Here is a 25,507-nt window from a genome sequence, read left to right on the forward strand (position 1 = left end):
CGGGTGGAAACGTGAGTGCGGGCCCCACCCTGGGCAGAACAGAGGGAGGACCACACTCGAGGAGCCACGGCCGGGACACCGTGCGCTCCTCTTCGGTGCCGGGTCCGGACGAGCCGCGGGAGGCTGAGAGTGTCGAGCGCAGCCGAGCAGGAGACAGTGCCAGGGCCGGTCAGGGAGGCGGTGGAGCGGACAGCGGAAGAGGCGGGGACCAGCCCGGCGAGCGGGCCGGCCCCCTCCGGCGGGCACCAGCAGCCGGCCGTGTGGCCCGGTGCGCCGATGCCGCTCGGGGCCCGCTTCCGGGTGGGGCCCGACGGGGTGGCGGGCACCAACTTCGCGCTCTGGGCGGGCGGCGCCGAGGCAGTCGAGCTCTGCCTCTTCGACGAGGAGGGGAACGAGACGCGCCTTCCGCTGACCGAGCTCACCCATGAGGTCTGGCACGGTTTCGTGCCGGGCGTGCGGCCGGGTCAGCGGTACGGCTACCGGGTGCACGGCCGCTGGGACCCGTGGACGGGTGCCCGGTGGAATGCGGCGAAGCTGCTCCTCGATCCGTACGCACGGGCCGTGGACGGCTCGTTCACCCTGCCGGCCGAGGTGTACGGCCATGTGAGGGACTGGCCGCAGCAGCACGTCGCCGACACCGTGCGCGACGAACGGGACTCCGCTCCGTTCGTGCCCAAGGGTGTCGTCGTCCACGACGACGACGACTGGGCGGAGGACCGGCGGCCCAAGACCCCATGGGCGGACTCCGTCATCTACGAGCTGCATGTGCGCGGCTTCACCAAGCTGCACCCGGGGATCCCCGAGGAGCTTCGCGGCACGTACGCCGGTCTCGCTCATCCGGCGGCCATCGGCCACCTGCAGCGGCTCGGGGTGACGGCGGTGGAACTGCTGCCGGTCCATCAGTTCGCCCATGAGGACCATCTGCTCCGGCGCGGGCTGCACAACTACTGGGGCTACAACTCGATCGGCTACTTCGCCCCGCACGCGGACTACTCGGCCAGCGGTACGGGAGGCCAGCAGGTCGGCGAGTTCAAGCGGATGGTGCGGGCGCTGCACGACGCCGGGATCGAGGTGATCCTCGACGTGGTCTACAACCACACGGCGGAGGCGAGCGAGCTGGGGCCGATGCTGTCGCTGCGCGGCATCGACAACCGCGGCTACTACCGGCTCCAGTCCGACGCCCGCAGATACGCCGACTACACCGGCTGCGGCAACACCCTGCACGTGGTGCAGCCGCACGTGCTGCGGCTGATCACGGACTCGCTGCGGTACTGGGTCACGGAGATGGGCGTCGACGGCTTCCGCTTCGATCTTGCGGCGGCGCTGGCCCGCTCGATGCACGACGTCGACATGCTGTCCCCGTTCCTCGCGGTGATCGCCCAGGACCCGGTGCTGCGCCGGGTGAAACTGATCGCCGAGCCGTGGGACGTCGGCAACGGCGGCTACCAGGTGGGCGCGTTCCCGCCGCTGTGGACCGAGTGGAACGACCGGTACCGGGACGCCGTGCGGGACTTCTGGCGCGGCGCCCTGCCCGATGTGCGGGATCTGGGCTACCGGCTGACCGGATCCAGCGATCTCTACGCATGGGGCGGCCGCCGGCCGTACGCCTCGGTCAACTTCATCACCGCGCACGACGGCTTCACCCTGCGCGACCTGGTCAGTCACGAGCAGAAGCACAACGAGGCCAACGGGGAGGGCAACCGGGACGGCACGTCGGACAACCGGGCCTGGAACTGCGGCGCCGAGGGCGAGACCGACGACCCCGGTATCAACGCGCTGCGCCGCCGCCAGCTGCGCAACCTGCTCACCACGCTGCTGCTGTCGACCGGGGTGCCGATGCTGGTCGCGGGCGACGAGATGGGCCGTACGCAGGGCGGCAACAACAACGCGTACTGCCAGGACAACGAGGTGAGCTGGCTGGACTGGTCCCTGCTCGACCAGCCCCAGTGGCGCGAGCTGACCGAGCTGACGGCCCGGCTGCTCGCTCTGCGCCACACCCATCCGGTGCTGCGCCGCCGGGCGTTCTTCTCCGGCCGGGCGCAGGCCGCGGACGGGCTGCGGGACCTGGCGTGGTTCACCCGGCAGGGCAAGGAGATGACGGAGACGGACTGGTACGCACCGGCCGCGACAGTCGGTCTCTATCTCTCCGGGCGCGACATCCCCGGCCGGGACGCGCGCGGCGAGCAGGTCACCGACGACAGCTTCCTGGCGATCCTGCACGCTGCCGACCGTCCGATCGGCTTCCGGCTGCCGGGGCCGCCGTGGGCGCAGGCGTACGAACTGGTGCTGGACACGTCGCAGGAGGACCAGTCGACCGCGCCGGCGACGGTGCACCGGGGCAACGAAGTACTGACGGTACCGGCGAGGGCGGTGTTGCTGCTGCGCGTCAGGGAGTGAACGGGAGCGAAGGGGCGAAGGTACGGATGGCGGGTGGCTCAGCCGAGGATGCCGCGGTCGTAGGCGACCGCGACGGCCGCGGCACGGTCCTTGGCACCCAACTTGCCGAAGATGTGGGTGAGATGGGTCTTCACTGTTGCCTCACTGATGAACAGTTCGGCGGCGATCTCCCGGTTGGAGGTGCCCTTGGCGACGAGTTCGAGCACCTGGCGCTCGCGTGCGGACAGCGACTGGTCGGCCGCGCCGGCGGGCATGCGCACCCGGGTGATCAGCCGGGAGGCGACCGCGGGAGACAGCACGGTGCGGCCGTCGGCGGCGGCGCGGACGGCGGTGAACAGCTCGTCGCGGGGCGCGTCCTTGAGCAGGTAGCCGGTGGCTCCCGCCTCGATCGCCGGGAGGGTGTCGGAGTCGGTGTCGTACGTGGTGAGGACGAGCACCTTGGAGCGGGCACCGCGCCGGGTGAGTTCGGCGATTGCCTCGACTCCGCCGCCGCCCGGCATCCGCAGGTCCATCAGGACGACGTCGGGATCCAGGCGGGCGGCGAGATCGACTCCTTCGACGCCGTCGGCCGCCTCGCCGAGGACCTCGAAGCCCGGGGCCGACTCGAACATGCCGCGCAGACCGTCCCGTACGACGGGGTGGTCGTCGACGACGATGAGGGTGATGGTGCGTGCGGTTCCGTCAACCATGGCGGTTCCACCGTACGCGCTACACGGATACGCGTTGCCGGATGCGCGGTGTTCATCGCTGAGGAACCAGGGGGACGCGGGCGCAGACCGCCGCCCCGTTGCCCGGTTCCGACTCCACCACGACGGCTCCCGCCATGCGTTCGGCGCGGGCACGCATGCCGCCGAGGCCGAACCCGTCCGAGCCCCGGTACGGCGGCAGGGCGACCGGGTCGAAGCCGCAGCCGTCGTCCCGTACGTCCAGGGTGACTTCGTCGCCCATGAAAGAGAGCGTGACGCCGACCCGGGTTGCCCCGGAGTGACGGCCGACGTTGGAGAGGGCTTCCTCCGCGATCCGGAGCAGGGTGGAGCCGACCTCGTCGTGCAGCGGCTCGGCGGTGCCGGTGACCGTGCACTCGGCGCGTACACCCGTACGTTCCGCCCAGCTCGCGACCGTCTTCCCGAGCGCCTCGGGGAGGTCGTCGTGGGCCAGTGCGGCGGGGACCAGGTTGCTCACGGACCGGCGTGCCTCGCCGAGGCTGTGGCGGGCGAGCGCGGCGGCGCGGTCGAGGTGCACCCGGGCCAGCGCAGGATCGGACTCTGCGGTGGAGGTGACCACCTGGAGCTGGGCGATGATGCCGGTCAGCCCCTGGGCGATCGTGTCGTGAATCTCCGCGGCGAGCCGGCTCCGTTCGTCGGCGACCCCCGCCTCGCGGGCCTGGACCAGGAGTTGGGCATGCAGGCCGGCGTTCTCCGCCAGGGCCCGTTCGAGACGGGCGTTGGCGGACTCCAGTTCGTCGATGGTGTCGAGCTGGGTACGGGCCTGCTCGGCCTGCCGGGTGTCGAGCTGCGCGAAGACGAGGACGAGGGTGCTGTGCAGGGCGAGCAGGATGCCGAAGGCCGTCCAGTTCGTCAGTGTGTCCGGCGGGAAACCGCTGCCGCACTGGGAGCCCGCCATGGTGACGGCGGTGGCCAGCATCCCGACGCGTGCGGCCCGCTTGGAGAGGAGGCGCGCCGCGTCGAAGTAGCCGAGGAGCGCGAACATGGAGAAGAACGGGTTGCTCCAGGTCAGCACGAAGGCGAGAACGGTGCGCACCACGAAGTAGACCGACGGGGCCCACGACCGCCCGGCAGGCCGGTGCCGGATCCGGCTCCACCAGAGCTGGAGCATCAGCGCCACCGGGACCAGCGCCCCGGCCACGTACATCCCGGTACGGCTCATGATGAGGTCGGCGGACATCGCCGAGACGACGGTGGCCAGCCCGAGCAGACCGTACGGCCCGTACCGGAAGAACTGTTCCCACCCCTGCTCGGCCGTAGTGACCGCTGCGGTACTCCGGCCGGTGCGCCCCGTTCCCATGAGGTCAGTCTGCCCCGGGGCCCGGCCGCGTCACTCCCACCGGAACCAACGGGTCGCCGCTGCGGCCAGCAGGGCGGTCCACAGGGCCATCACTCCCAGATGCGCCCAGCTCGGCCAGCCGCCGGAGGCCGCTCTGTCCAGTGCCTGGGAGGCCGCGCCGAACGGGGTGCACTGGACGATCCGGCGGAGGGTGTCCGGCATCGCCTGGACCGGTACCCAGACCCCGGCCGTGAACATCATCACGAGGTAGACGACCGAGCCGACCGCGGCGGAGACCTTGGTGGTGGCGGAGAGCGCGCTGACCACCGCCCCGAGGGAGAGAACGCTCGCGGCCGCCAGGAGCAGGGCCAGCAGATAGCCGACGGGCTGACCGGGCAGCCGCACGTCGAAGGCGATGCGGCCGACGGCCATGACCAGCACGGCCGAGCCCAGGGCGGCGGCGCCGTGGAGTGCGATCTGCGCGGTGAGCAGGGCGGACGGCCGCACCGGAGTGGTCGACATGCGGCGCAGGATGCCGCGTTCGCGATAGCCCGTGAGGACGGGCGGCATGGCCTGCAGCCCGGCCATGATCATGGCGAGCAGTACGGCCACCGGTACATACAGGTCGATGACGCGGCGGCCGCCGAGGGCGTCGTCGGGATGCCGGAAGGACGGGACCAGCCCGAGGATCGTCATCAGGACGGTGGGAAACACGAGGACCCAGAAGAGGCTGCCGGGCTCGCGGAGGAAGAGCCGGGTCTCGTACTTGAGGACGGCGAGAGAGGGGCTGCCATGGGCCGGAGAGGTTGATGCGAGGGAGGTGGTGGGCATCTCAGGCCGCCGTTTCCTTGTTTGCTTCGGGTTCTGGCTCTGTCTCGGTGAGGTCGAGGAAGGCGTCGTCCAAGGTCGCTTCGCCGACCCGCAGTTGGTGTGCGGTGATCCGGTGCAGGGCCAGCAGCGAGATCACCGCGTTGACGGTCTCGTCGGTGCCGTTGATGACGATCCGGTCCCCCTTCTGCTCGGCCGACGCCGCTCCGGGGAGCTCCGCCAGATCGCCGGCGGCGAGGGGTTGCGAGGGAGTGAAGGAGATGGTGGTGGTGCTGCCGGCTCTGCTGATCAGGCCGGACGGGGTGTCGAGGGCGACGACCTTCCCCTTGTCGATCACGGCGACCCGGTCGCAGAGCCGCTGGGCCTCCTCCATGAAGTGGGTCACGAGAAGGACGGTCACGCCACTGTCCCGTACCTCTTCGATCAGTCGCCAGGTGTCACGGCGGGCCCGTGGGTCGAGTCCGGTGGTCAGCTCGTCGAGCACCACGACCTGCGGGTTGCCGACCAGGGCGAGAGCGATGGACAGCCGCTGCTTCTGACCGCCCGACAGCTTGGCGAACCGGGTGGTGAGCTTGGTGTGCAGACCGAGTCGTTCGGCCAGGGCCCGCCAGTCGGCGGGGTGCGGATGGAAGGCGCTGTGCAACTCCAGCGCCTCGCGCACCGTGAGCTTGGCCTGCAGCTCGCTCTCCTGGAGCTGGGCTCCCAGCAGTTGCGTCACCGGCCCGTGATCGGCAACGGGGTCGAGTCCGGCGACCCGGACCGTGCCGGCGTCGGGGACGCGTAGTCCCTCCACGCATTCGACGGTCGTGGTCTTGCCCGCGCCGTTGGGGCCGAGGATCCCGAAGATCTCCCCCTCGTCGACGGCGAAGCTCACTCCGTCCACCGCGGGGCGCCCGGCGTAGGCCTTGCGCACCCCGTTCACTTCGATGATGGCCATGGGTACGAGGGTCCTGCCGGGCGGGCCCGCGAGGCATCGTCCATCGCGCTCGAAACGGCATCAGCCGATCGGTTGATGGCGGGTACGACTGCGAGGAAAACCAGATGAGGGATGTCAGTGGTGAACCGTAGGCTCGCCCCTGATGCCCGAAAACCATGTAGAGCCCAAGGACCGGTCCGCCGCGCACTCCCTGCTGCGGCTGTGGCCTTACGTGAAGCCTGTACGGATCCGCCTGTTCGGCGCGGCCGCCGTGGCGGTCGTCGCCTCCTGCCTCGGCCTGGTGATACCCCTCGTACTGAAGTGGATCGTGGACGGCCCGGTCGCGCACCACGATCCGGGCGGAGTCTGGCTCGGCGCGCTCTACCTGCTGTTGCTGGGCATCGTCGAGGCGCTGCTGTTCGGGCTGCGGCGGTGGCTGGTGGCGCGGCCGCTGGCGGGCGTCGAGGCGTCGATGCGGGCCGACCTGTACCGGCATCTGCAGCGGCTGCCGGTGGCCTTCCACGACCGGTGGCCATCGGGTCAGCTGCTGTCGCGCGGCACCACGGATCTGATGCTGCTGCGCATGTTCCTGGCCTTTCCGCTGACGTTCCTGCTGGTCAACGCCACCACGATCCTGGCCGGTTTCATCATTCTGCTGGTGCAGCAGTGGACGCTGGGATTGGTGCTGCTGGCTCCGGTGGTGCCGCTGGTGATCCTCTGCTCGGTCTTCGAGACGAAGTACGCGGTGGTGGCGCGCAAGGCCCAGGACCAGGTCGGCGATCTGACGACGGTGGTCGAGGAAAGCGTGCTCGGCATCCGCATCATCAAGGGTTTCGGCCGGCACCGCAGCCAGGCCATGGCCTTCCGTGGTCTCTCGCAGCGGCTGCGCGGTACGGAACTCGACAAGGCACGGCTGCTGGCCGGCATCTGGGCGTTCATCACCACCATCCCCGAGCTGGCGATCGGGGCGGCGCTGGTGCTCGGCACGATCCAGGTCGCGGACGGCGGACTGTCGGCGGGCACGCTCGTCGCATTCCTGTCGACGGCGCTGGCGCTGCGATGGCCGGTCGAGTCGATCGGCTTCCTGCTGGCGATGAGCCAGGAGTCGGCCACGGCGACCGAGCGGTTCTTCGAGGTGATGGACGTGGCGGAGGAGCGTGAGACGGCCGGGGAGGCGAACGAGGAGCCGTCCGCGGGGACGTCCACGAAGCCGTTCCCGGAGCCTTCCGCGGACGGCGGAATGGTCTTCGAAGGCGTCGAGTTCCGCTACCCGGACGCGGAGGCCGGGTCCGTACCCGTACTGACCCGGATCGATCTACGGATCCGCCCCGGCGAGACGATGGCCCTGGTCGGGGCCACCGGATCCGGGAAGACGACGCTCACCGCGCTCGTACCGCGACTGCACGACGTCACCGCCGGGCGGATCACGCTGGACGGTACCGACATCACCACCCTGCCGCGCGAACGGCTGCGTGAGCTGGTGTCCGTGGCGTTCGAGGAGCCGACACTCTTCTCGGCGAGCGTCGGGGAGAACGTTCTCATGGGCGCCGAGGGTGCCGGCGAGGACGAGCTGCGGCGGGCGCTGTCGATCGCGCAGGCCGACTTCGTGTACGACCTGCCGCACGGCATCCACACCCAGGTCGGCGAGCAGGGTCTCAGCCTCTCCGGCGGTCAGCGGCAGCGCCTCGCACTGGCCCGCGCCGTCGTCGGGAAGCCGCGCTTCCTGGTGCTCGACGACCCGCTCTCGGCTCTGGATGTGCATACGGAGACGCTGGTGGAGGCCGCCCTGCGACGCGTACTGGAATCGACCACGGCCGTGGTGGTCGCCCACCGGCCGTCCACGGTGATGCTCGCCGACCGGGTGGCGCTCTTGTCGGAGGGCCGGATCAGCGCGGTCGGCACCCATCAGCAACTGCTGCGCAGCAACGCCGAGTACGCCTGGCTGATGTCCGGCGCCGGAGGCTCGGTGTCCGCTGAACCCACCGACGACATGACCGCCGGGGACGCGAGTACCGCATACATGTCCGACACCGGCGTGCGTGCCCTGGACGTCCCTGCCGAGGAGGGCAGTGCCCGATGACCGATGCGACAACAGGGTGTCCCACAGGGACGGACGACGACGAGAACCGCTCCGGGCCCGGCCCGGAGTCGACGGCCGCCGGCACGACGGGCGCGGTGACACACCCGGTTACGAGCTCCGGCGCGGGCACGACCACGGTTGCGGGCGCGGCTACGGCCATGGAGATCAAGGTCCGCGACCTGAAAGGCGCGGGTGCGGGGACAGGTACCGGGCAGGGCGGCGGCCCGCTGACCAAGGCTCGGGCCACCGACCCGGAACCCGACTCCGCCGTCGACGCCGGGGGCGGGGCCGGGGCCGGGGACCCCTTCGACCGCGACGACCTGCCCACGCCTCGCGGCGCCACCCGCACCCTGCTGGTGTCCCTGCTCGGCCCGCTCAGGGGCCGGGTGGTGGTGGCCGCGCTGTTCCTGCTGATCCAGCAGGCAGCCGTCCAGGCCGGCCCACTGCTCGTCGCGTACGCGATCGACCGTGGCGTGCCGGCGTTCCGGGACAAGGACTACGGGCCGCTGATCGCCGTGGCCATCGGATACGCACTGTGTTCGGCGGCCGCGGGAAGCATGCAGTACGCGTTCATCCAGTCCTCCGCCCGGATCAACCAGGACGTGCTGCTCGATCTCCGCGGGCGGATCTTCCGCCATGCGCAGGCGCTCAGTGTCGACTTCCATGAGCGCTACACCTCGGGCCGGCTGATCTCCCGCTCCACCACGGATGTGGAGTCGCTGCGGGAGCTGCTCAGCGAGGGCCTGCAGGAACTCATCGGCGTGGTGCTCTCCTTCGTGTCCATCTCACTGCTGCTCCTGTGGCTGGACTTCGATCTCGGTGCGGTCGCCGTCCTCTCCTTCGTACCGCTGTATGCGCTGGTGCGGCTCTACCAGCGGCGGGCCGGTGTGATCTTCGCTGCGCGGTCCACGGCGATCGCGGCGGTCATCGTGAAGTTCGCGGAGACGATGAACGGAATCCGTCCCGTCCAGGCCTTCCGCCGCGAGCGCACCAACGACTCCGAGTTCGACGAGCTCAACCAGCGGCACTGCCGGACCAACGGCAACGCGCTGCTGGAGATGGCGCGCTACGTCGTCGGCTCCCGGCTGGTCGCCAACACGGCGGTTGCCGGGATCGTGCTGTGGGGTGCGTACCGAGTCGCCTCCGGCGCTCTCGCACTCGGCGTGCTTGCGGCGGCCGTGCTCTATCTGCGACGGCTGTACGACCCGATCGACCGGCTCGGCATGTTCCTCAACTCCTATCAGTCGGCCGCGGCTTCGCTGCAGAAGATCGCCGGCCTGCTGGCCCAGACCCCCACCGTGCCGGAGACCGCGAACCCGCGGGAGCTGCCCGCCCGCACGGGTGGGCAGCCGGGCCGGGACGTCGTCTTCGACTCGGTGAGCTTCGCCTACCGAACGGGCGGCGAAGTGCTGCCCCGCTTCGACTTGACGATCCCGGCAGGGCAGACCGTGGCCGTGGTCGGTTCGACCGGCGCCGGGAAGTCCACGCTCGCGAAACTGCTGGCCCGGTTCTACGACCCGACCGACGGACGGGTGCTGCTGGACGGGACCGATCTCCGGGATCTCGCCACGCGCGAACTGCGGCGCGGTGTGGTGATGGTGACCCAGGAAGCGTTCCTGTTCTCCGGGACGGTCGCCGAGAACATCGCCATCGGCCGTCCGGACGCCACCCCCGAGGAGATCGAGCAGGCCGCGAAGGCGATCGGAGCGCACGACTTCATCAGCAGTCTGCCCGACGGGTACGACACGGACGTACGGAAGAGGGGCGGGCGGATCTCGGCCGGCCAGCGCCAGTTGGTCGCCTTCGCCCGCGCCCTGCTCGCCGACCCGGCGGTGCTGATTCTCGACGAGGCGACGAGCTCCCTCGACATCCCCGGCGAGCGGGCGGTGCAGCGTGCCATGGACACGGTGCTGCACGGCCGCACCGCGGTGGTGATCGCCCACCGGCTGTCGACCGTGGAGATCGCGGACCGGGTGCTGGTGATGGAGCACGGCCGAATCGTGGAGGACGGCTTCCCGTCCGAACTCATCGGGGGGACAGGACGGTTCGCGGGGCTCCACCGCGCCTGGCGGGAGAGCCTGGCCTGAGACCGACCGCGGGTGATGGTCTCCCCGTCGGCCTCCCGCAGCGACGGTCTAGGGTGCGTACATGACTGAGCCCGTGGATCACCCGGTCGGCCCGTATGCGGACCAGGAGACCCCGGACCTCCGCAGCCCCGGGCGGTATCTGTGGTGGCTGGTCACCCGTCAACGGCGCCGCGTTGCCGCCGGGGCGCTGCTCGGCAGCTCCTGGATGATCTGCCTGACCCTCCCGCCGTACCTGCTGTCGCGCGCCATCGACGACGGGCTGCGGCCCGGGGGCCGCTCCGCGCTGGCCGGCTGGGTCGCGGCACTGGTGGGTGTCGGGGTACTCAACGCCTGGCTGGCCATCATGCGGCACCGCACGATGACCAGGGTGCGGCTCGACGGTGCCTTCCGTACGGTGCGGGTGGTGGTCGCCCAGGCGACCAGGCTGGGCGCGGCGCTGCCGCGCCGGGCCACGGCCGGCGAGATCGTCACCATCGGGTTCGGTGACGTCGCCAGGATCGCCGATACGCTGACCGCCACCGGGCCCGGCGTCGGCGCCGTCCTCGCCTATGTCGTCGTGGCCGCACTGCTGTTGACCGTCTCGCCACTGCTCGCCGCGGTGGTGCTGCTGGGCGTGCCGCTGCTCGCGGTGCTGGTCGGCCCGCTGCTGGGCCGGCTTCAGGGAGCCGAGTCGGCGTACCGCGACCGGCAGGGCAGCCTCGCCGCCCGTTTCGCCGACATCGCCGGCGGTCTGCGTGTCCTCAACGGCATCGGCGGCAAGGACGTCTACGCCGAGCGCTACCGGCGCGGTTCGCAGGAGCTGCAGGCGGAGGGGTACCGGGTCGGGGTGGTGACCAGCTGGATCCAGGCACTCGGCGTCGGCCTGCCCACCCTGTTCCTGGGCGCCGTGACCTGGCTGGCGGCCCGGATGGCCGCGCAGGGCGAGCTCACCGTCGGCGAACTGGTCGCGGTGTACGGCTACACGGCGGTTCTCGTCGTGCCTGTCTCCTTCTTCATCGAAGGCGGCTACGACATCAGCCGCGGTCTGGTCGCCGCGCGCAGAGTCACCCGCTTCCTGTCCCTGGAGCCCGAATCGACGGTCCGGGAGGCGTCTTCGCCGCCTCTGAACGGGCCCGAGTCGCCCGCCGTCCTCCACGATCCCGAGTCCGGGGTCGAGGTGGTCCCCGGGTCGCTGACCGCTCTGGTCGGCGCCCGGCCGTCGGACTCCGCGACGGTGATCGACCGTCTCGGCGGCTTTGCCGCGTCGGCAGCGACCTGGGGCACCGCACGCCTCGACGAGATCGAGTCGGCCCAGGTCCGCGCGCGGATTCTCGTCGCGGACAACGAGGCCGACCTGTTCGCCGGCACGCTGCGCGATGTCGTCTCCGGCAGCCGGGACCGGGGCGACGAGGCGCTCCGCCGTGCCGTCCACGCTGCCGCGGCCCAGGACATCGTCCGCGGCCTGCCCGACGGGCTCGGCTCCGCCATCGACGCCCAGGGGCGCAATCTCTCCGGGGGCCAGCGGCAGCGTGTCCGTCTCGCCCGGGCCCTGCTGGCCGATCCCGAGATCCTCCTGGCGGTCGAGCCGACCTCGGCTGTCGATGCTCACACCGAGGCAGCCATGGCGTCCCGGCTGCGCACGGCACGGTCCGGTCGCACCACGGTCGTCACCAGCACCTCCCCCCTCGTGCTGGACCGGGCCGACACCGTGTACTACCTGGTCGACGGCTCCGTCGCGGCCGTCGGCTCCCATCGCGAGCTGCTGGACGGGCAACCCGGTTACCGCCTGCTGGTGTCCCGTGGTGCGGACGATGACGACTCCGTCCCCGCGGGCGACGGGTGCGGCCCCGCGCCCCAGGAGGCCACCTCATGACTGCCTCTTCGTCCGGTGCCCCGGCAGAGCTCCGGCCGCCGTCCGGGGCTCTGCCGGTCGCCGAACCGTTCCGGATCCGTCGCGCGGCGGTCCGGCTCGTCCGGCAGGACGGCCGCGCCTTCGCTGTGCTGCTCGCGCTCAACGCGCTGGCCGCCGGCGCCGGACTCGTCGCCCCGTGGCTGCTCGGCCGTGTCATCGACGAGGTCAGGGCAGGGGGCGGAGTCGGCACCGTGGACCGGCTGGCGCTCACCATCCTGGTCTTCGCCCTGGCGCAGCTCCTGCTGGCCCGCTACGCCGGCCTGGTCGGACACCGTTTCGGCGAACGGACCCTGGCCCGCGTCCGCGAGCAGTTCGCCGACCGCGCACTGGCGCTGCCCGCCTCGATGGTCGAGCGAGCCGGCACGGGTGACCTGACGACCCGCGGCACCACGGATGTCGCGGCGGTCGGCACCACCCTCCGCGACGTCGGCCCCGATGTGCTGATCGCCGCGGTCCAGGCGCTGTTCATCCTCGGGGCGGTCTTCGTGCTCAACCCCTTGCTCGGTGCCTGCGGCGTGCTCGGGCTGCTGGGCATCTGGTTCGCCGTCCGCTGGTATCTGCGCCGGGCGCTCACCGCCTACCTCGCCGAGGGGGCGGCCAATTCCGCACTGGGGGAGCAACTGGCGGCCACCGCCGCGGGCGCCCGCACCGTCGAGGCGCTCGGGCTGCAGGAGAGCCGTATCGACGCCTGTCACCAGGCGATCGAGGAGTGCCGGCGCACCCGGACCCGCACGCTGTTCCTGCGCAGCGTGCTCTTCCCTGCCGTGGACATCTCGTATGTCGTTCCCGTGGCCGGTGTCCTGCTGATCGGTGGTGTGCTGCACGGCCACGGCGCCATGAGCCTGGGTGCGGTGGTCGCCTCGGCCCTGTATCTGCGGCAGCTCTCCCAGCCGCTGGACACCATCCTGCAGCGGGTCGAACAACTGCAGAGCAGCAGCGCGTCCTTTGCCAGGGTCGAGGGGATCGGGGTGGTGCCGCAGGTGCCCCCGGCCCGCTCCCGCACGCCGGCGGACGACCGGATCGCGGTGACCGGTGTGCACTACGCCTACGGCGGCGGGGGCGATGACGCCGACGTCCTGCACGGAGTCGATCTGACGGTCCGGCCCGGCGAGCACCTGGCGATCGTCGGCCCGTCCGGCGCCGGCAAGACCACGCTGGGCAGGCTGCTGGCCGGCGTGGACGTGCCGCGCACCGGCTCGGTGACGGTGGGCGGGGTGCCGGTGGCCGACCTGACGCCCGACCGGTTGCGCCGCCAGGTCGTCCTCGTCACCCAGGAGCACCATGTGTTCCTCGGCACGGTCCGGGACAACCTGCGGATAGCGGCGCCGTCGGCCACCGACGCCGAACTGCGTGCGGCGCTCGCCGCCGTCGGCGCCGAGTGGGCCGGCGAGCTCCCGGACGGTCTGGACACCGATCTGGGCCATGCGGGACACCGCCCGGACGGCGCTCAGGCGCAGCAACTCGCGCTGGCACGTGTCGTGCTGGCCGACCCCCACACGTTGATACTCGACGAGGCCACCGCGCTCCTGGACCCGAGGACCGCACGGCACACCGAGCGGGCGCTGGCCGCCGTCCTCGAGGGCAGGACCGTCATCGCCATCGCGCACCGCCTGCAGACGGCCCATGACGCGGACCGGGTGGCCGTCATGGAGGACGGCCGGATCACCGAGCTCGGTGCCCATGACGATCTGGTGGCCGCCGACGGCGCCTACGCCGCACTCTGGCGTTCCTGGCATGCCGACCGGCCTCATTCGCCGTCGTCGTGAACCTGTCGCGGAGCCGGTCCTCCGCGACAGGGCTGCGGAGAGAGCGGCGGCTGCCGCCACGGCCGCGCCGTGGGGCGTCTCGCGCTCGGCGGCGGGTGCGTCGGGCAGCGTCCGGCGAACGCCCCGGCCGCGGACGGTTCGGAACGAGCCACAGTTCGAGGCCATTTCGGCAGCCGGGCGCTACCCCGTACCCAGCTCGCTGTTCGAACACGATGCATGCGAGCCCGACTTCGATCGTTCTACGAATCAGGCCTGCACCCGGACCCTGGATGGCGTCGCGGTGATGATCGGTGAAACGTCCGCTTAACGAACATGACGTTTCCGGCAACGGACGAATTCTGGCCAACTTGTTGACGCGGTCCTGACAGAGGCGTCCATCTACTGACACTCTTCCCCCGTTCTGCGCACTGCCTGCTCTGCCCGGACGGCTCACCCAGCCGCCGGTACCCCCCTCGCAGAAGGAGTCCGCGTGAGATCCACGCCCAGCCGTCGTGCCACCGCGACCGGCGCTCTGATAGCCGCAGCAGCCCTCCTCGCCGCAGGAATCCAGACCGGCACGGCAGCCGCCGCGCCCGACAGTGCCGCTGCCGCCCCGGCCGCCACCCGTGCCGATCACGGGGCACTGGCCAAGCAGCTCACTCCCTCCCAGCGCGCCGAGCTGATACGCGAGGCCAACGCGAGCAAGGCAGCCACGGCCAAGGAGCTCGGTCTCGGCTCTCAGGAGAAGCTCGTCGTCCGCGATGTCATCCAGGACAACGACGGCACCACGCACACGCGTTACGAGCGCACCTTCAACGGACTTCCGGTCCTCGGCGGGGACTTGGTCGTCCAGGAGTCCAAGGCCGGTGAGACCGAGAGCGTCACGAAGGCGTCCAAGGCCTCCTCCGCCCAGCTGAAGGCCGTCGACACCGCCGCCGATGTCGCCCCGGCCAAGGCGGAGTCGCAGGCTCTCGGTGCGGCCAAGGCCGCCGGCTCCAAGAAGACCGTCGCCGACCGGGCACCGCGCAAGGTGGTCTGGATGGCCCAGGGGAAGCCGCAGCTCGCCTACGAGACCGTCGTCGGCGGACTCCAGGACGACGGCACCCCCAACGAGCTGCACGTCATCACCGACGCGTCCACCGGTGCGAAGCTCTACGAGTGGCAGGCCATCGAGACCGGCACCGGCAACACCCAGTACAGCGGCCAGGTCACGCTCGGCACCGCACCGTCGTACACGCTGACCGACACGACACGCGGCAACCACAAGACGTACAACCTGAACCACGGCACGTCCGGCACCGGGACGCTCTTCTCCGGCTCCGACGACATCTGGGGCAACGGAAGTCCGTCGAACGTCGAGACGGCCGCGGCGGACGCGCACTACGGTGCGGCCGAGACCTGGGACTACTACAAGAACGTGCAGGGCCGCACCGGTATCCGGGGCGACGGCGTCGGCGCGTACTCCCGCGTCCACTACGGCAACAACTACGTCAACGCGTTCTGGGACGACAGCTGCTTCTGCATGACCTACGGGGACGGCAGCGGCAACGCCGCACCGCTGACCTCCCTGGACGTGGCCGCGCACGAGATGACGCACGGTGTCACCTCCGCCACCGCCGGCCTGGTCTACAGCGGCGAGTCCGGTGGTCTCAACGAGGCGACCAGCGACATCATGGCCGCCGCGGTCGAGTTCTACTCCAACAACGCCACCGACAAGGGTGACTACCTGGTCGGCGAGAAGATCGACATCAACGGCGACGGCACCCCGCTGCGCTACATGGACAAGCCGAGCAAGGACGGTGCGTCCAAGGACGCCTGGTACTCCGGCATCGGCGGAGTGGACGTCCACTACTCCTCAGGTCCCGCGAACCACTTCTTCTACCTCCTCTCCGAGGGCAGCGGCGCCAAGACCATCAACGGCGTCTCGTACAACTCCCCGACTTCCGACGGCCTGCCGGTCACCGGCATCGGCCGCGACAAGGCCGCGCTGATCTGGTTCAAGGCGCTCACCACCAAGTTCAGCTCCACGACGAACTACGCGGCGGCCCGCACCGGCACCCTCGCCGCGGCCGGTGAGCTGTACGGCACGACCAGCGCCGAGTACAAGGCGGTGGCCGACGCCTGGGCCGGCGTCAACGTCGGCTCGCGCTCCGGTGGCGGAGGCGGCGGCACCGTCTTCCAGAACACCACCCACGTCGCCATCCCGGACGCCGGCGCGGCCGTCACCAGCTCGGTCAACGTCACCGGTGTCACGGGCAACGCGCCCAGCACCCTCCAGGTCGGGGTGGACATCACCCACACCTGGCGCGGTGACCTCGTCATCGACCTCGTGGCCCCGGACGGCACGGCCTACCGGCTGAAGAACTCGTCGTCCAGCGACTCGGCGGACAACGTCCAGACGACCTACACCGTCAACGCGTCTTCCGAGGTCGCCAACGGCACCTGGAAGCTGAAGGTCCAGGACGTCGCCTCGCAGGACACCGGCACCATCAACAGCTTCAAGCTGACCTTCTGAACCCAGCAGCACGTTCAGGGCAGTCGATGAGCGGAACCGCCCGGGAGGGACTCTCCTTCCTCCCGGGCGGTTTCGCCGTTCCGCGAAGCGGCTTGCCTCCGGATGCCCGTCAGTTGGGGTTGTTCGCGTGGGTCAGGGTCTCCCAGGCGACGAACAGATTGTTGGATCCGGCCGGCCTCTGCTGTTCGGTGAGGGTCTGGGTGTTGGTCATCGCGATACCCATCCGGTTGTGCAGGGCGTTGAAACCCACTTCGGTGATCGGGCCGAGGTTGTCCTTGAGCGTGCCACCGCACAGCGTCGACGGGACTGCCGCACCCAGCTGGTACTTGGCGTGGAGGCCCAGTGCGTGGCGCAGGCGTTCGGCGATCTCGGGGTAGAGGTCCTGGCCCTGGATTCGGCTGGTCTCGGCGATGTGGGAGATGGCGGAGATGCCGTAGCCGGTGTGGGTGAGATCGCGGCAGGTCTCCTGGGAGAGACCGTCCATGAAGGTGGACTGTCCCTGCCAGTAGCCGATGATCTCGTCGCGCGTGTCGAGGCCGCTGCCCGGTGCGGTCTTCGGCAGGGCGCCATCGGCGGCGATGTAGATGTACGCGGGGACACGTCCGCGGAACTTCGTGACGGCCTTGTCGTAGGCGGTGCGGTCCTCGAGGAAGACCGCGATGCCGATCGCGGCCTCGGTCATGCTCAGTTCCCAGTTCCCGTTGCTGTTGGAGCCGTTGATGACCTTGGGGAGGTAGACGTTGCGCAGCATGGTGGCGAAACGGCCGGAGTTCGGCCAGCTGCTGTACGTGTACTTGATGATCTCGGCGGCCCGCGGCCAGGAGGAGCCGGCCCAGCCGGTCTGAAGCGGGGCGTTGCTGTTGGTGTGGTCCTGGATCACGGCCGACCAGGCGTCCATGATCTCGATGGACTTCTGGGCGTAGCGGCTGTCCTGAGTGATGTACCAGGCCAGCGCGAGGGTGTAGGCGGCTATCGCGTCCTCGCGCTCGTCGGTGCAGCCGTAGTTGGGGTTGGAGTACGAGCCGCACTCCACGATGGCGCGTGGCTTTGCGGTGCGGGTGAGCGAGGCGTACTTGCTGGCCAGCATCTGGTCGTACGCGCTCTTCCAGGGCTGGGCTCCGGCCTGCACCTTGGCGCGGACGAAGTCGAGCTGGGGGCGGCTGACGAGGACGCCGGGGTGGGTGAAGGTGGCCGGGGCCGCGGCCGTGGCGGCCTTCACCGCTTGCGGGGCGACGGCGGGTGCGGCTCTGTTCGCCGAGGCCGGGGCCATGAAGACCGCGGTGAGCAGGGCGGCCAGTGCTGTGGCGAGGCCGAGGCCGCGCCCGATGGATCCGGTACGCATGTGGGGTGCCTTCCGGTGCGTAGGAGGTTCAGCAACTCTCTTCAGAACCAGTTCAGTTCACAGACATGAACATCGAGTCGAGTTGTGAACTCTGCAATGAGTGAGGAACCTAAATGCATCCCATGGACACGTCAAGGCATAGCGTTCAGAAAGCGAAGGAGCCCGGCACCTCGCAGGTGCCGGGCTCCAGGGGGACGGGTCATCAGCGCATCAGCACGCCCGCACCGTCTCCCGTCGCTTCCGTCGGCAGGGCGACCAGGCCCAGTTCCGCGCTGGTCGCGAGCAGCGGGTGGGCAGGAAGCACCCGCACGGTGTAGCCGTAGGGCCCCGTGCGGTCGAGGGCGAGTGGCCCCTCGTACAACCAGCGGCCCTCCAGATCCTGACCACCGGTCGGCTTCAGCGGGAATACCTGGGCGTCCGAGATCGCGTCGGCGGAGTCGACCCGCCCGGCCACCGCCTGCACCTCCACATCGTCCGGCTCCAGCGCTCCGAGGGCGATCCGGACCCGCAGCGCCAGCGTGGACCCCAACTCGGCCGAACTGCCCGCAGTACTCGGCGCCACGGCCTCCACGTGGTCGACGGCGACCCGCGGCCAGGCCGCACGTGCCCGGGCCTTCCAGTCCGCGAGTTCCCGCGCCGTGGCGGCGTCCAGGGAGCGGTGGGCCAGCGCGGCCGGTGCGTACAACCGCTCCACGTACTCACGCACCATGCGTCCCGCCAGAACCTTGGGCCCGAGGGAGCCCACCGTGCGGCGGACCATCTCCACCCAGCGCTCGGGCAGCCCTTCGGCGCCCCGGTCGTAGAAGCGTGGTGCGACCCGCTCCTCGATCAGTTCGTAGAGGGCATTCGCCTCCAGCTCGTCGCGCCGGTCCTCGTCCATGGCGGACCCGTCCGCGGTCGGGATCGCCCAGCCGAAGTCCGGTTCGAACCACTCGTCCCACCAGCCGTCGAGCACCGACAGATTGAGACAGCCGTTGAGGGCGGCCTTCATCCCGCTCGTGCCGCACGCCTCCAGAGGGCGCAGCGGGTTGTTGAGCCAGACGTCGCAGCCCGGGTAGAGCTTCTGTGCCATCGCCATCCCGTAGTCGGGCAGGAAGACGATGCGATGGCGGACCCTGGGGTCGTCGGAGAACCGCACCAGCTCCTGCACCAGCCGCTTTCCACTGTCGTCGGCAGGGTGCGCCTTGCCTGCGACAACGATCTGAATCGGCCGGGTCGGGTGGAGCAGCAGTTCCATCAGCCGGTGACGGTCGCGCAGCATCAGGGTCAGCCGCTTGTACGAGGGCACGCGGCGGGCGAAGCCGATGGTCAGTACGTCCGGGTCCAGCACACCGTCGATCCAGCCGAGTTCGGCCAGCTCCGCGCCCCGTGTGCGCCACGAGGCGGAGAGCCGTTTGCGCACCTCGGTCACCAGCTGTTCGCGCAGGTTCCGCCGCAGGTCCCAGATCTCCCGGTCCGGGATCCCGGCCGCCGCGTCCCAGCGTCCCGGCGTGCCCCCGTACCGGTCCCGGAGTTCGAAGATCTCGGGCGCGACCCACGTGGGGGCGTGCACGCCGTTGGTCACCGAGGTGATCGGCACCTCCGCGGCGTCGAATCCTGGCCACAGCCCCGCGAACATCTTCCGGCTGACCGCGCCGTGCAGGGTGGAGACACCGTTGGCACGCTGGGCCAGCCGCAGACCCATGACCGCCATGTTGAAAAGGCCGGGCTCACCGCCGGGGTAGGTCTCCATACCCAGCTGCAGGATCCGTTCGACGCCCACACCCGCCAGTTCACCGTCGTCGCCGAAGTGGCGGGCGACGAGCTCCCGGTCGAAGCGGTCGATTCCGGCCGGCACCGGGGTGTGGGTGGTGAAGACCGTGCCGGCCCGCACCGCCTCGACCGAGGAGTCGAAATCCAGCCCGGTGCCGGAGAGTTCACGAATGCGTTCCAGCCCCAGGAAGCCGGCGTGTCCCTCGTTGGTGTGGAACACCTCCGGCTCGGCGTGCCCCGTGAGCCGGCAGTAGGTCCGTACGGCCCGTACCCCGCCGATGCCGAGCAGCATCTCCTGCAGCAGACGGTGCTCGCTGCCGCCGCCGTACAGCCGGTCGGTGACATCGCGCTCGCCGGGCGCGTTCTCCTCCACGTCGGAGTCGAGCAGGAGCAGCGGGATGCGGCCGACCTGGGCCTGCCAGATGCGGGCGTGGAGCGAGCGGCCGCCAGGGAGGGCCAGTACCACTTGGCTCGGTGTTCCGTCCGCCTCGCGCAACAGGGTGAGCGGCAGTTCGTTCGGGTCGAGGACGGGATAGTGCTCCTGCTGCCAGCCTTCGCGCGACAGACTCTGGCGGAAGTAGCCGTGCCGGTAGAGCAGCCCCACCCCGACGAGGGGTACGCCCAGGTCACTGGCGGCCTTCAGATGGTCCCCGGCGAGGATGCCGAGTCCGCCGGAGTACTGGGGAAGGGCTGCGGCCACGCCGAACTCGGGTGAGAAGTACGCCACGGCGGCGGGCAGTTCCGTGCCCTGCGCCTGCTGCTCCTGGTACCACCTCGGACCGTCCAGATACTCCTGGAGGGCGCCGGACACCTCGTTGAGCCGGTGCAGGAACTGCTCGTCCCTGGCCAGCTCGGCGAGCCGCCCGGCGGAGACGGCGCCGAGCAGACCCACAGGGTCGGAGTCCGCCGCCCGGCTGCCCTCCGGGGCGACGGCCTGGAAGAGCTCACGTGTCTCGGTGTGCCAGGACCAGCGCAGGTTACGGGCGAGGTCGCTGAGCGGTTGAAGGGGATCGGGGAGGACGGGACGCACGGTGAATCGACGAATGGCCTTCACGTATTCCACCTTTACAGGGGACGTACGAATCCGAGGGGACGCACCACGGTGTGCGCCCTCTCCGTCACCCTCGACGGTAGCGGTGAGCCGCACTGCGAAACCACGGCGCGCGACCGGCTCACAGCGGACGACGCCCGGTGAGCCGCTCGCCCCGGCCACGCCCCCGACCGAAGCCCGGCAGGCATGGGTCCCCTCCGTATCACTGCCCTCTTGGAGCAAATCGCTGCACATCCGCCACGGGGGTTATGGCCGATTCCACCCCCTCCGGTGGCCTTGTGGCACCTCATTCCACAAGGAAGGCTGCCGTGTGGCACGTACGGGGTCGGGGGCGGACCGGCCGACCACCGGCGCGACTCCGTGCGGCGAGTTCCACGTCGAGGAGGAGGTTTCGGCTCATGGGACCGGCACGACGACGCCCGACACCCGACGTCCGGCACGGCCCGCCCGAGCACCGGTGAGGCCGACCACGCCGCCCCGTCACCAGGGACGGAGCCCGGCGAATTCAGACCTTCACAGCTACGCCCGAGTAGTTAACAAACCACCGGATTGGCCCCCCGAGAACGGTGGGAAGGCTTCTGCGGTACACAGCCCGAATACCGCCCGAATGTGGATCATCTGCGTTCCAGCAGCGGCTCGTATGCAGTGCGTACGGGTCAGGTGTGCATCCGGTCCCACTCGTACACCACACCCGTGCCCCAGCCATTCGAGTGCCATTCGAGTGAACGCGGACAGGAGCGACCATGCTCACACCCCATCAGCCGACAACGGAGCAGCTAGAAAGGACGGACCCCCACAGTCGCGGCGTACTCGCTCAGCCCTTCCCGGCCTCGCCGCGCCCCGTGCAGCCCGAGCTCCAGTCCCCAGGTGATTCCATGATCGGTCGTATTCCCGTCCTCGACGTCCGCCCGCTCGTCGACTGCGGCAGAAGGCCCGCGAAGGCCGTTGCCGGAGAGACCTTCCAGGTCACGGCCACCGTGTTCCGTGAAGGCCATGACGCGGTCGCCGCCAATGCGGTTCTGCGGGACCCGAGCGGACGAACCGGCCCGTGGACACCGATGCGCGAGCTCGCCCCCGGCTCCGACCGCTGGGGCGCCGATGTCACCCCCGATTCCGAAGGACGCTGGACGTACACGGTCGAGGCCTGGAGCGATCCGGTGACCACCTGGCGCCAGCATGCCCAGATCAAGATCCCGGCCGGCATCGACTCCGCGCTGGTCCTGGCCGAGGGCGCCGCACTGTACGAACGGGCCGCCGAGGGCGTACCCAAACGGGACGGGCGCGAGGCGGTGCTGGCCGCGGCCGACGCGCTTCGTGACGAGTCCCGTCCGGCCGCCGCCCGGCTCGCCGCCGCGCTCGCTCCCGAGGCCACCGCCGCACTCGCCCGCCACCCGCTGCGCGAGCTGGTCACCGCGGCCCGACCGCTCCCCCTCGTAGTCGAGCGCCGACGGGCCCTGTTCGGTTCCTGGTACGAGCTGTTCCCCCGGTCCGAGGGGGCCAGGATCGAACCGGCCGAGCCGCTGAAGGCGACCAAGGCCGCCAAGAGGGGCAGGACGGGGAAGGCTTCGGCCAGGACGGAGGAGCAAGAGCAGGGAAGGATCATCAGCGGCACGTTCCGTACCGCTGCCGAGCGGCTTCCCGCGGTCGCCGCCATGGGGTTCGACGTCGTCTATCTCCCGCCCATCCACCCCATCGGAACCACCCACCGCAAGGGCGCCAACAACTCGTTGTCCCCCGGCGCCCACGATGTCGGGGTGCCGTGGGCGATCGGTTCTGCCGAGGGCGGTCACGACGCAGTACACCCCGAGCTCGGCACGCTCGACGACTTCGACCACTTCGTCGAGACCGCCCGCACCCTGCGCATGGAGATCGCGCTGGACTTCGCGCTCCAGTGCTCCCCCGACCATCCGTGGGTGGAGACGCACCCCGAGTGGTTCCACCACCGGCCGGACGGCACCATCGCCTACGCCGAGAACCCGCCCAAGAAGTACCAGGACATCTATCCGATCGCCTTCGACAAGGATCTGCGCGGCCTCGTCGCGGAGACCCTCCGCATCCTCCGGTTCTGGATGGACCACGGTGTACGGATCTTCCGTGTCGACAATCCGCACACCAAGCCGGTGGTCTTCTGGGAGAAGGTGATCGCCGACATCAATCGCACCGACCCCGATGTGATCTTCCTGGCCGAGGCGTTCACCCGCCCCGCGATGATGCACACGCTCGCGACGGTCGGATTCCAGCAGTCGTACACGTACTTCACCTGGCGCAACACCAAGCAGGAGCTCACGGAATACGTCACCGAGCTGTCCGGCGAGGCGGCCTCCTACATGCGGCCCAACTTCTTCGTGAACACTCCGGACATCCTGCCGGGCTATCTCCAGGAGGGCGGACGTCCGGCCTTCGAGGCCCGGGCCGTGCTCGCCGCGACGCTCTCGCCGTCCTGGGGCGTGTACGCGGGGTACGAGCTCTGCGAGAACACCCCGGTACGGGCCGGCAGCGAGGAGTACCTGGACTCGGAGAAGTACGAAATCCGGCCCAGGGACTGGGAGTCGGCGGAGCGGGAGGGCCGTTCCCTGGCTCCGCTCATCACCTCGCTCAACCGGATCAGGCGCCGCCACCCCGCCCTGCAGCAGCTGCGCGAGGTGCACTTCCACGCCGCCGACAACGACGCACTGATCGTGTACAGCAAGCGCTCGGGTTCGAACATCGTTCTGGTGGCCGTCAACCTCGACCCTCACCACACCCAGGAGGCCACGGTCTCGTTGGACATGCCGCAACTCGGCCTCGACTGGCACGAGACCGTGCCGGTGCGCGACGAGCTCACCGGCCACACCTATCACTGGGGCAGGAACTTCTATGTGCGCCTAGAGCCGGGCGTCACGCCCGCGCACGTCGTCGTCCTGCGACCGTCCCCGCCGACCGGAGGGTCACCCACACCATGATCGTCAATGAGCCTGTCCACGACAAGTTCGAGGACACCCCCGCCAAGGACCGCGATCCCGACTGGTTCAAGCGCGCCGTCTTCTACGAAGTCCTCGTCCGGTCCTTCCAGGACTCCAACGGTGACGGCATCGGCGACCTCAAAGGTCTCACCGCCAAGTTGGACTACCTGCAGTGGCTTGGCGTCGACTGTCTCTGGCTGCCGCCGTTCTTCAAGTCACCGCTCCGCGACGGCGGCTACGACGTCTCCGACTACACCGCGGTACTGCCGGAGTTCGGCGATCTCGCCGACTTCGTGGAGTTCGTCGATGCCGCGCACCAGCGCGGCATGCGCGTGATCATCGACTTCGTCATGAACCACACGAGCGATCAGCACGACTGGTTCCAGCAGTCCCGCAGCGACCCCGACGGCCCGTACGGCGACTACTACGTCTGGGCCGACGACGACAAGCAGTTCCAGGACGCCCGGGTCATCTTCGTCGACACCGAGACGTCCAACTGGACCTTCGACCCGGTGCGCAAGCAGTACTACTGGCACCGGTTCTTCTCCCACCAGCCCGATCTCAACTACGAGAACCCGGCGGTGCAGGAGGAGATCATCTCCGCACTCCGCTTCTGGCTGGACCTCGGGATCGACGGCTTCCGCGTCGACGCCGTGCCGTACCTCTACCAGCGGGAGGGCACCAACTGCGAGAACCTCCCGGAGACCCACCAGTTCCTCAAGCGGCTCCGCAAGGAGATCGACGCGCACTACCCGGACACCGTGCTGCTCGCCGAAGCCAATCAGTGGCCGGAAGACGTCGTCGACTACTTCGGCGACTTCCCGGCCGGCGGCGACGAATGCCATATGGCCTTCCACTTCCCGGTGATGCCGCGGATCTTCATGGCCGTACGGCGCGAGAGCCGCTACCCGGTCTCCGAAATCCTGGCGAAGACCCCGGAGATCCCGTCCGGCTGTCAGTGGGGCATCTTCCTGCGCAACCACGACGAGCTCACACTCGAGATGGTCACGGACGAAGAGCGCGACTACATGTACGCGGAGTACGCCAAGGATCCTCGGATGCGGGCCAACATCGGCATCCGGCGGCGGCTCGCGCCCCTGCTGGACAACGACCGCAACCAGATCGAGCTGTTCACGGCACTGCTTTTGTCCCTGCCGGGCTCCCCGATTCTGTACTACGGGGACGAGATCGGGATGGGGGACAACATCTGGCTGGGCGACCGGGATGCCGTGCGGACGCCGATGCAGTGGACGCCGGACCGGAACGCGGGATTCTCCTCCAGCGATCCGGGGCGCCTCTATCTCCCCACGATCATGGACCCGGTCTACGGCTACCAAGTGACCAATGTCGAGGCGTCGATGGCCTCCCCGTCGTCGCTGCTGCACTGGACACGGCGGATGATCGAGATCCGTAAGCAGAACCGGGCGTTCGGTCTCGGCTCGTACAGCGAACTGCCGTCATCGAACCCCGCCGTGCTCGCCTTCACCCGTGAGTACAAGGACGATCTCGTCCTGTGCGTGCACAACTTCTCGCGGTTCGCGCAGCCGACGGAGCTCGATCTGCGGTTGTTCAACGGGCGTCATCCGGTGGAGCTGATCGGTGGGGTGCGGTTCCCCGCGATCGGTCAGTGGCCCTACCTGCTGACTCTCGCCGGGCACGGGTTCTACTGGTTCAGGCTGCGGAAGGACGCGCCGCCGAGCTGATGCGGCGTCAATTTCCATCGCTGATCGCGGGGCGGTTTCCGCCGCCCCGCACGGGGCAGTCTCCCCCACATCGAGCTCTTCAGGGCTCTTCAGGGCTCTTCGGGGTTCTTCAGGGCTCTTCAGGCAGTTACGGAACTTCGGGGCCCTTCGGGGCGGCTCCCCCGGAGTCGTTCGGGAGTCCTTCCGGGGGCCTCGCGCCTTTTCGAGGCCCTCACGTCGAGTCCGTACGGACCATCCTGACCCGACACGTCCCG

14 protein-coding genes are annotated in these 25,507 nt (G+C 69.9%); 8 read left to right on the plus strand and 6 right to left on the minus strand.

Features of this window, described 5'->3' with window-relative positions; genetic code table 11:
- The first annotated feature begins 129 nt into the window (after positions 1–129).
- Complete coding sequence (glgX, locus tag OHB49_RS14560; RefSeq protein ID WP_329160707.1) at positions 130–2,397, plus strand: glycogen debranching protein GlgX; 2,268 nt, start codon at positions 130–132, stop codon at positions 2,395–2,397.
- A 38-nt stretch (positions 2,398–2,435) separates the two neighbouring features.
- On the opposite strand, the gene OHB49_RS14565 is transcribed toward glgX, so the two are convergent.
- The 4 genes from OHB49_RS14565 to OHB49_RS14580 are packed head-to-tail and all read right to left on the minus strand — an operon-like array spanning position 2,436 to position 6,166.
- On the minus strand, positions 2,436–3,086 hold the full coding sequence (locus OHB49_RS14565) for a response regulator (RefSeq protein ID WP_030971393.1): 651 nt from the start codon (positions 3,084–3,086) through the stop codon (positions 2,436–2,438).
- Between the two features lie 52 nt (positions 3,087–3,138).
- Positions 3,139–4,422, minus strand: a complete 1,284-nt coding sequence (locus OHB49_RS14570; protein ID WP_329160710.1) for a sensor histidine kinase — start codon at positions 4,420–4,422, stop codon at positions 3,139–3,141.
- A 30-nt stretch (positions 4,423–4,452) separates the two neighbouring features.
- The gene (locus OHB49_RS14575; protein WP_030971396.1) at positions 4,453–5,232 is read right to left on the minus strand and encodes an ABC transporter permease; all 780 of its coding nucleotides are present in this window, start codon (positions 5,230–5,232) and stop codon (positions 4,453–4,455) included.
- Between the two features lies 1 nt (position 5,233).
- The gene (locus OHB49_RS14580; RefSeq protein WP_329160714.1) at positions 5,234–6,166 is read right to left on the minus strand and encodes an ABC transporter ATP-binding protein; all 933 of its coding nucleotides are present in this window, start codon (positions 6,164–6,166) and stop codon (positions 5,234–5,236) included.
- Positions 6,167–6,308: 142 nt separating this feature from the next.
- Between OHB49_RS14580 and OHB49_RS14585 the strand changes: the two genes are divergently transcribed.
- The 5 genes from OHB49_RS14585 (at position 6,309) to OHB49_RS14605 (ending at position 16,463) form a co-directional block, all read left to right on the plus strand.
- Complete coding sequence (locus OHB49_RS14585) at positions 6,309–8,225, plus strand: ABC transporter ATP-binding protein (RefSeq protein ID WP_329160716.1); 1,917 nt, start codon at positions 6,309–6,311, stop codon at positions 8,223–8,225.
- Positions 8,226–8,383: 158 nt separating this feature from the next.
- Positions 8,384–10,312 (plus strand): ABC transporter ATP-binding protein, encoded by a 1,929-nt coding sequence (locus OHB49_RS14590; protein WP_443079658.1) that lies wholly within the window; start codon positions 8,384–8,386, stop codon positions 10,310–10,312.
- 61 nt (positions 10,313–10,373) lie between these two features.
- A complete protein-coding gene (locus OHB49_RS14595; RefSeq protein ID WP_329160720.1) occupies positions 10,374–12,164 on the plus strand; it encodes an ABC transporter ATP-binding protein in 1,791 nt (596 codons plus the stop codon).
- On the plus strand, positions 12,161–13,969 hold the full coding sequence (locus tag OHB49_RS14600) for an ABC transporter ATP-binding protein (RefSeq protein WP_329160722.1): 1,809 nt from the start codon (positions 12,161–12,163) through the stop codon (positions 13,967–13,969). Before OHB49_RS14595 ends, OHB49_RS14600 begins: the two co-directional genes overlap by 4 nt.
- A gap of 469 nt (positions 13,970–14,438) precedes the next feature.
- The gene (locus OHB49_RS14605) at positions 14,439–16,463 is read left to right on the plus strand and encodes a M4 family metallopeptidase (RefSeq protein WP_329160723.1); all 2,025 of its coding nucleotides are present in this window, start codon (positions 14,439–14,441) and stop codon (positions 16,461–16,463) included.
- Between the two features lie 109 nt (positions 16,464–16,572).
- On the opposite strand, the gene OHB49_RS14610 is transcribed toward OHB49_RS14605, so the two are convergent.
- The gene (locus OHB49_RS14610) at positions 16,573–17,805 is read right to left on the minus strand and encodes an alginate lyase family protein (protein WP_329160725.1); all 1,233 of its coding nucleotides are present in this window, start codon (positions 17,803–17,805) and stop codon (positions 16,573–16,575) included.
- A 202-nt stretch (positions 17,806–18,007) separates the two neighbouring features.
- The gene (glgP, locus tag OHB49_RS14615) at positions 18,008–20,611 is read right to left on the minus strand and encodes an alpha-glucan family phosphorylase (protein ID WP_329160727.1); all 2,604 of its coding nucleotides are present in this window, start codon (positions 20,609–20,611) and stop codon (positions 18,008–18,010) included.
- Positions 20,612–21,483: 872 nt separating this feature from the next.
- Between glgP and OHB49_RS14620 the strand changes: the two genes are divergently transcribed.
- The gene (locus OHB49_RS14620; protein WP_329160729.1) at positions 21,484–23,550 is read left to right on the plus strand and encodes an alpha-1,4-glucan--maltose-1-phosphate maltosyltransferase; all 2,067 of its coding nucleotides are present in this window, start codon (positions 21,484–21,486) and stop codon (positions 23,548–23,550) included.
- Complete coding sequence (gene treS / locus OHB49_RS14625) at positions 23,547–25,253, plus strand: maltose alpha-D-glucosyltransferase (RefSeq protein WP_030971416.1); 1,707 nt, start codon at positions 23,547–23,549, stop codon at positions 25,251–25,253. The genes OHB49_RS14620 and treS overlap by 4 nt, the downstream gene beginning before the upstream one ends.
- Positions 25,254–25,507: the final 254 nt, after the last annotated feature.

This window comes from Streptomyces sp. NBC_01717 (assembly GCF_036248255.1).
GTDB lineage: Bacteria > Actinomycetota > Actinomycetes > Streptomycetales > Streptomycetaceae > Streptomyces.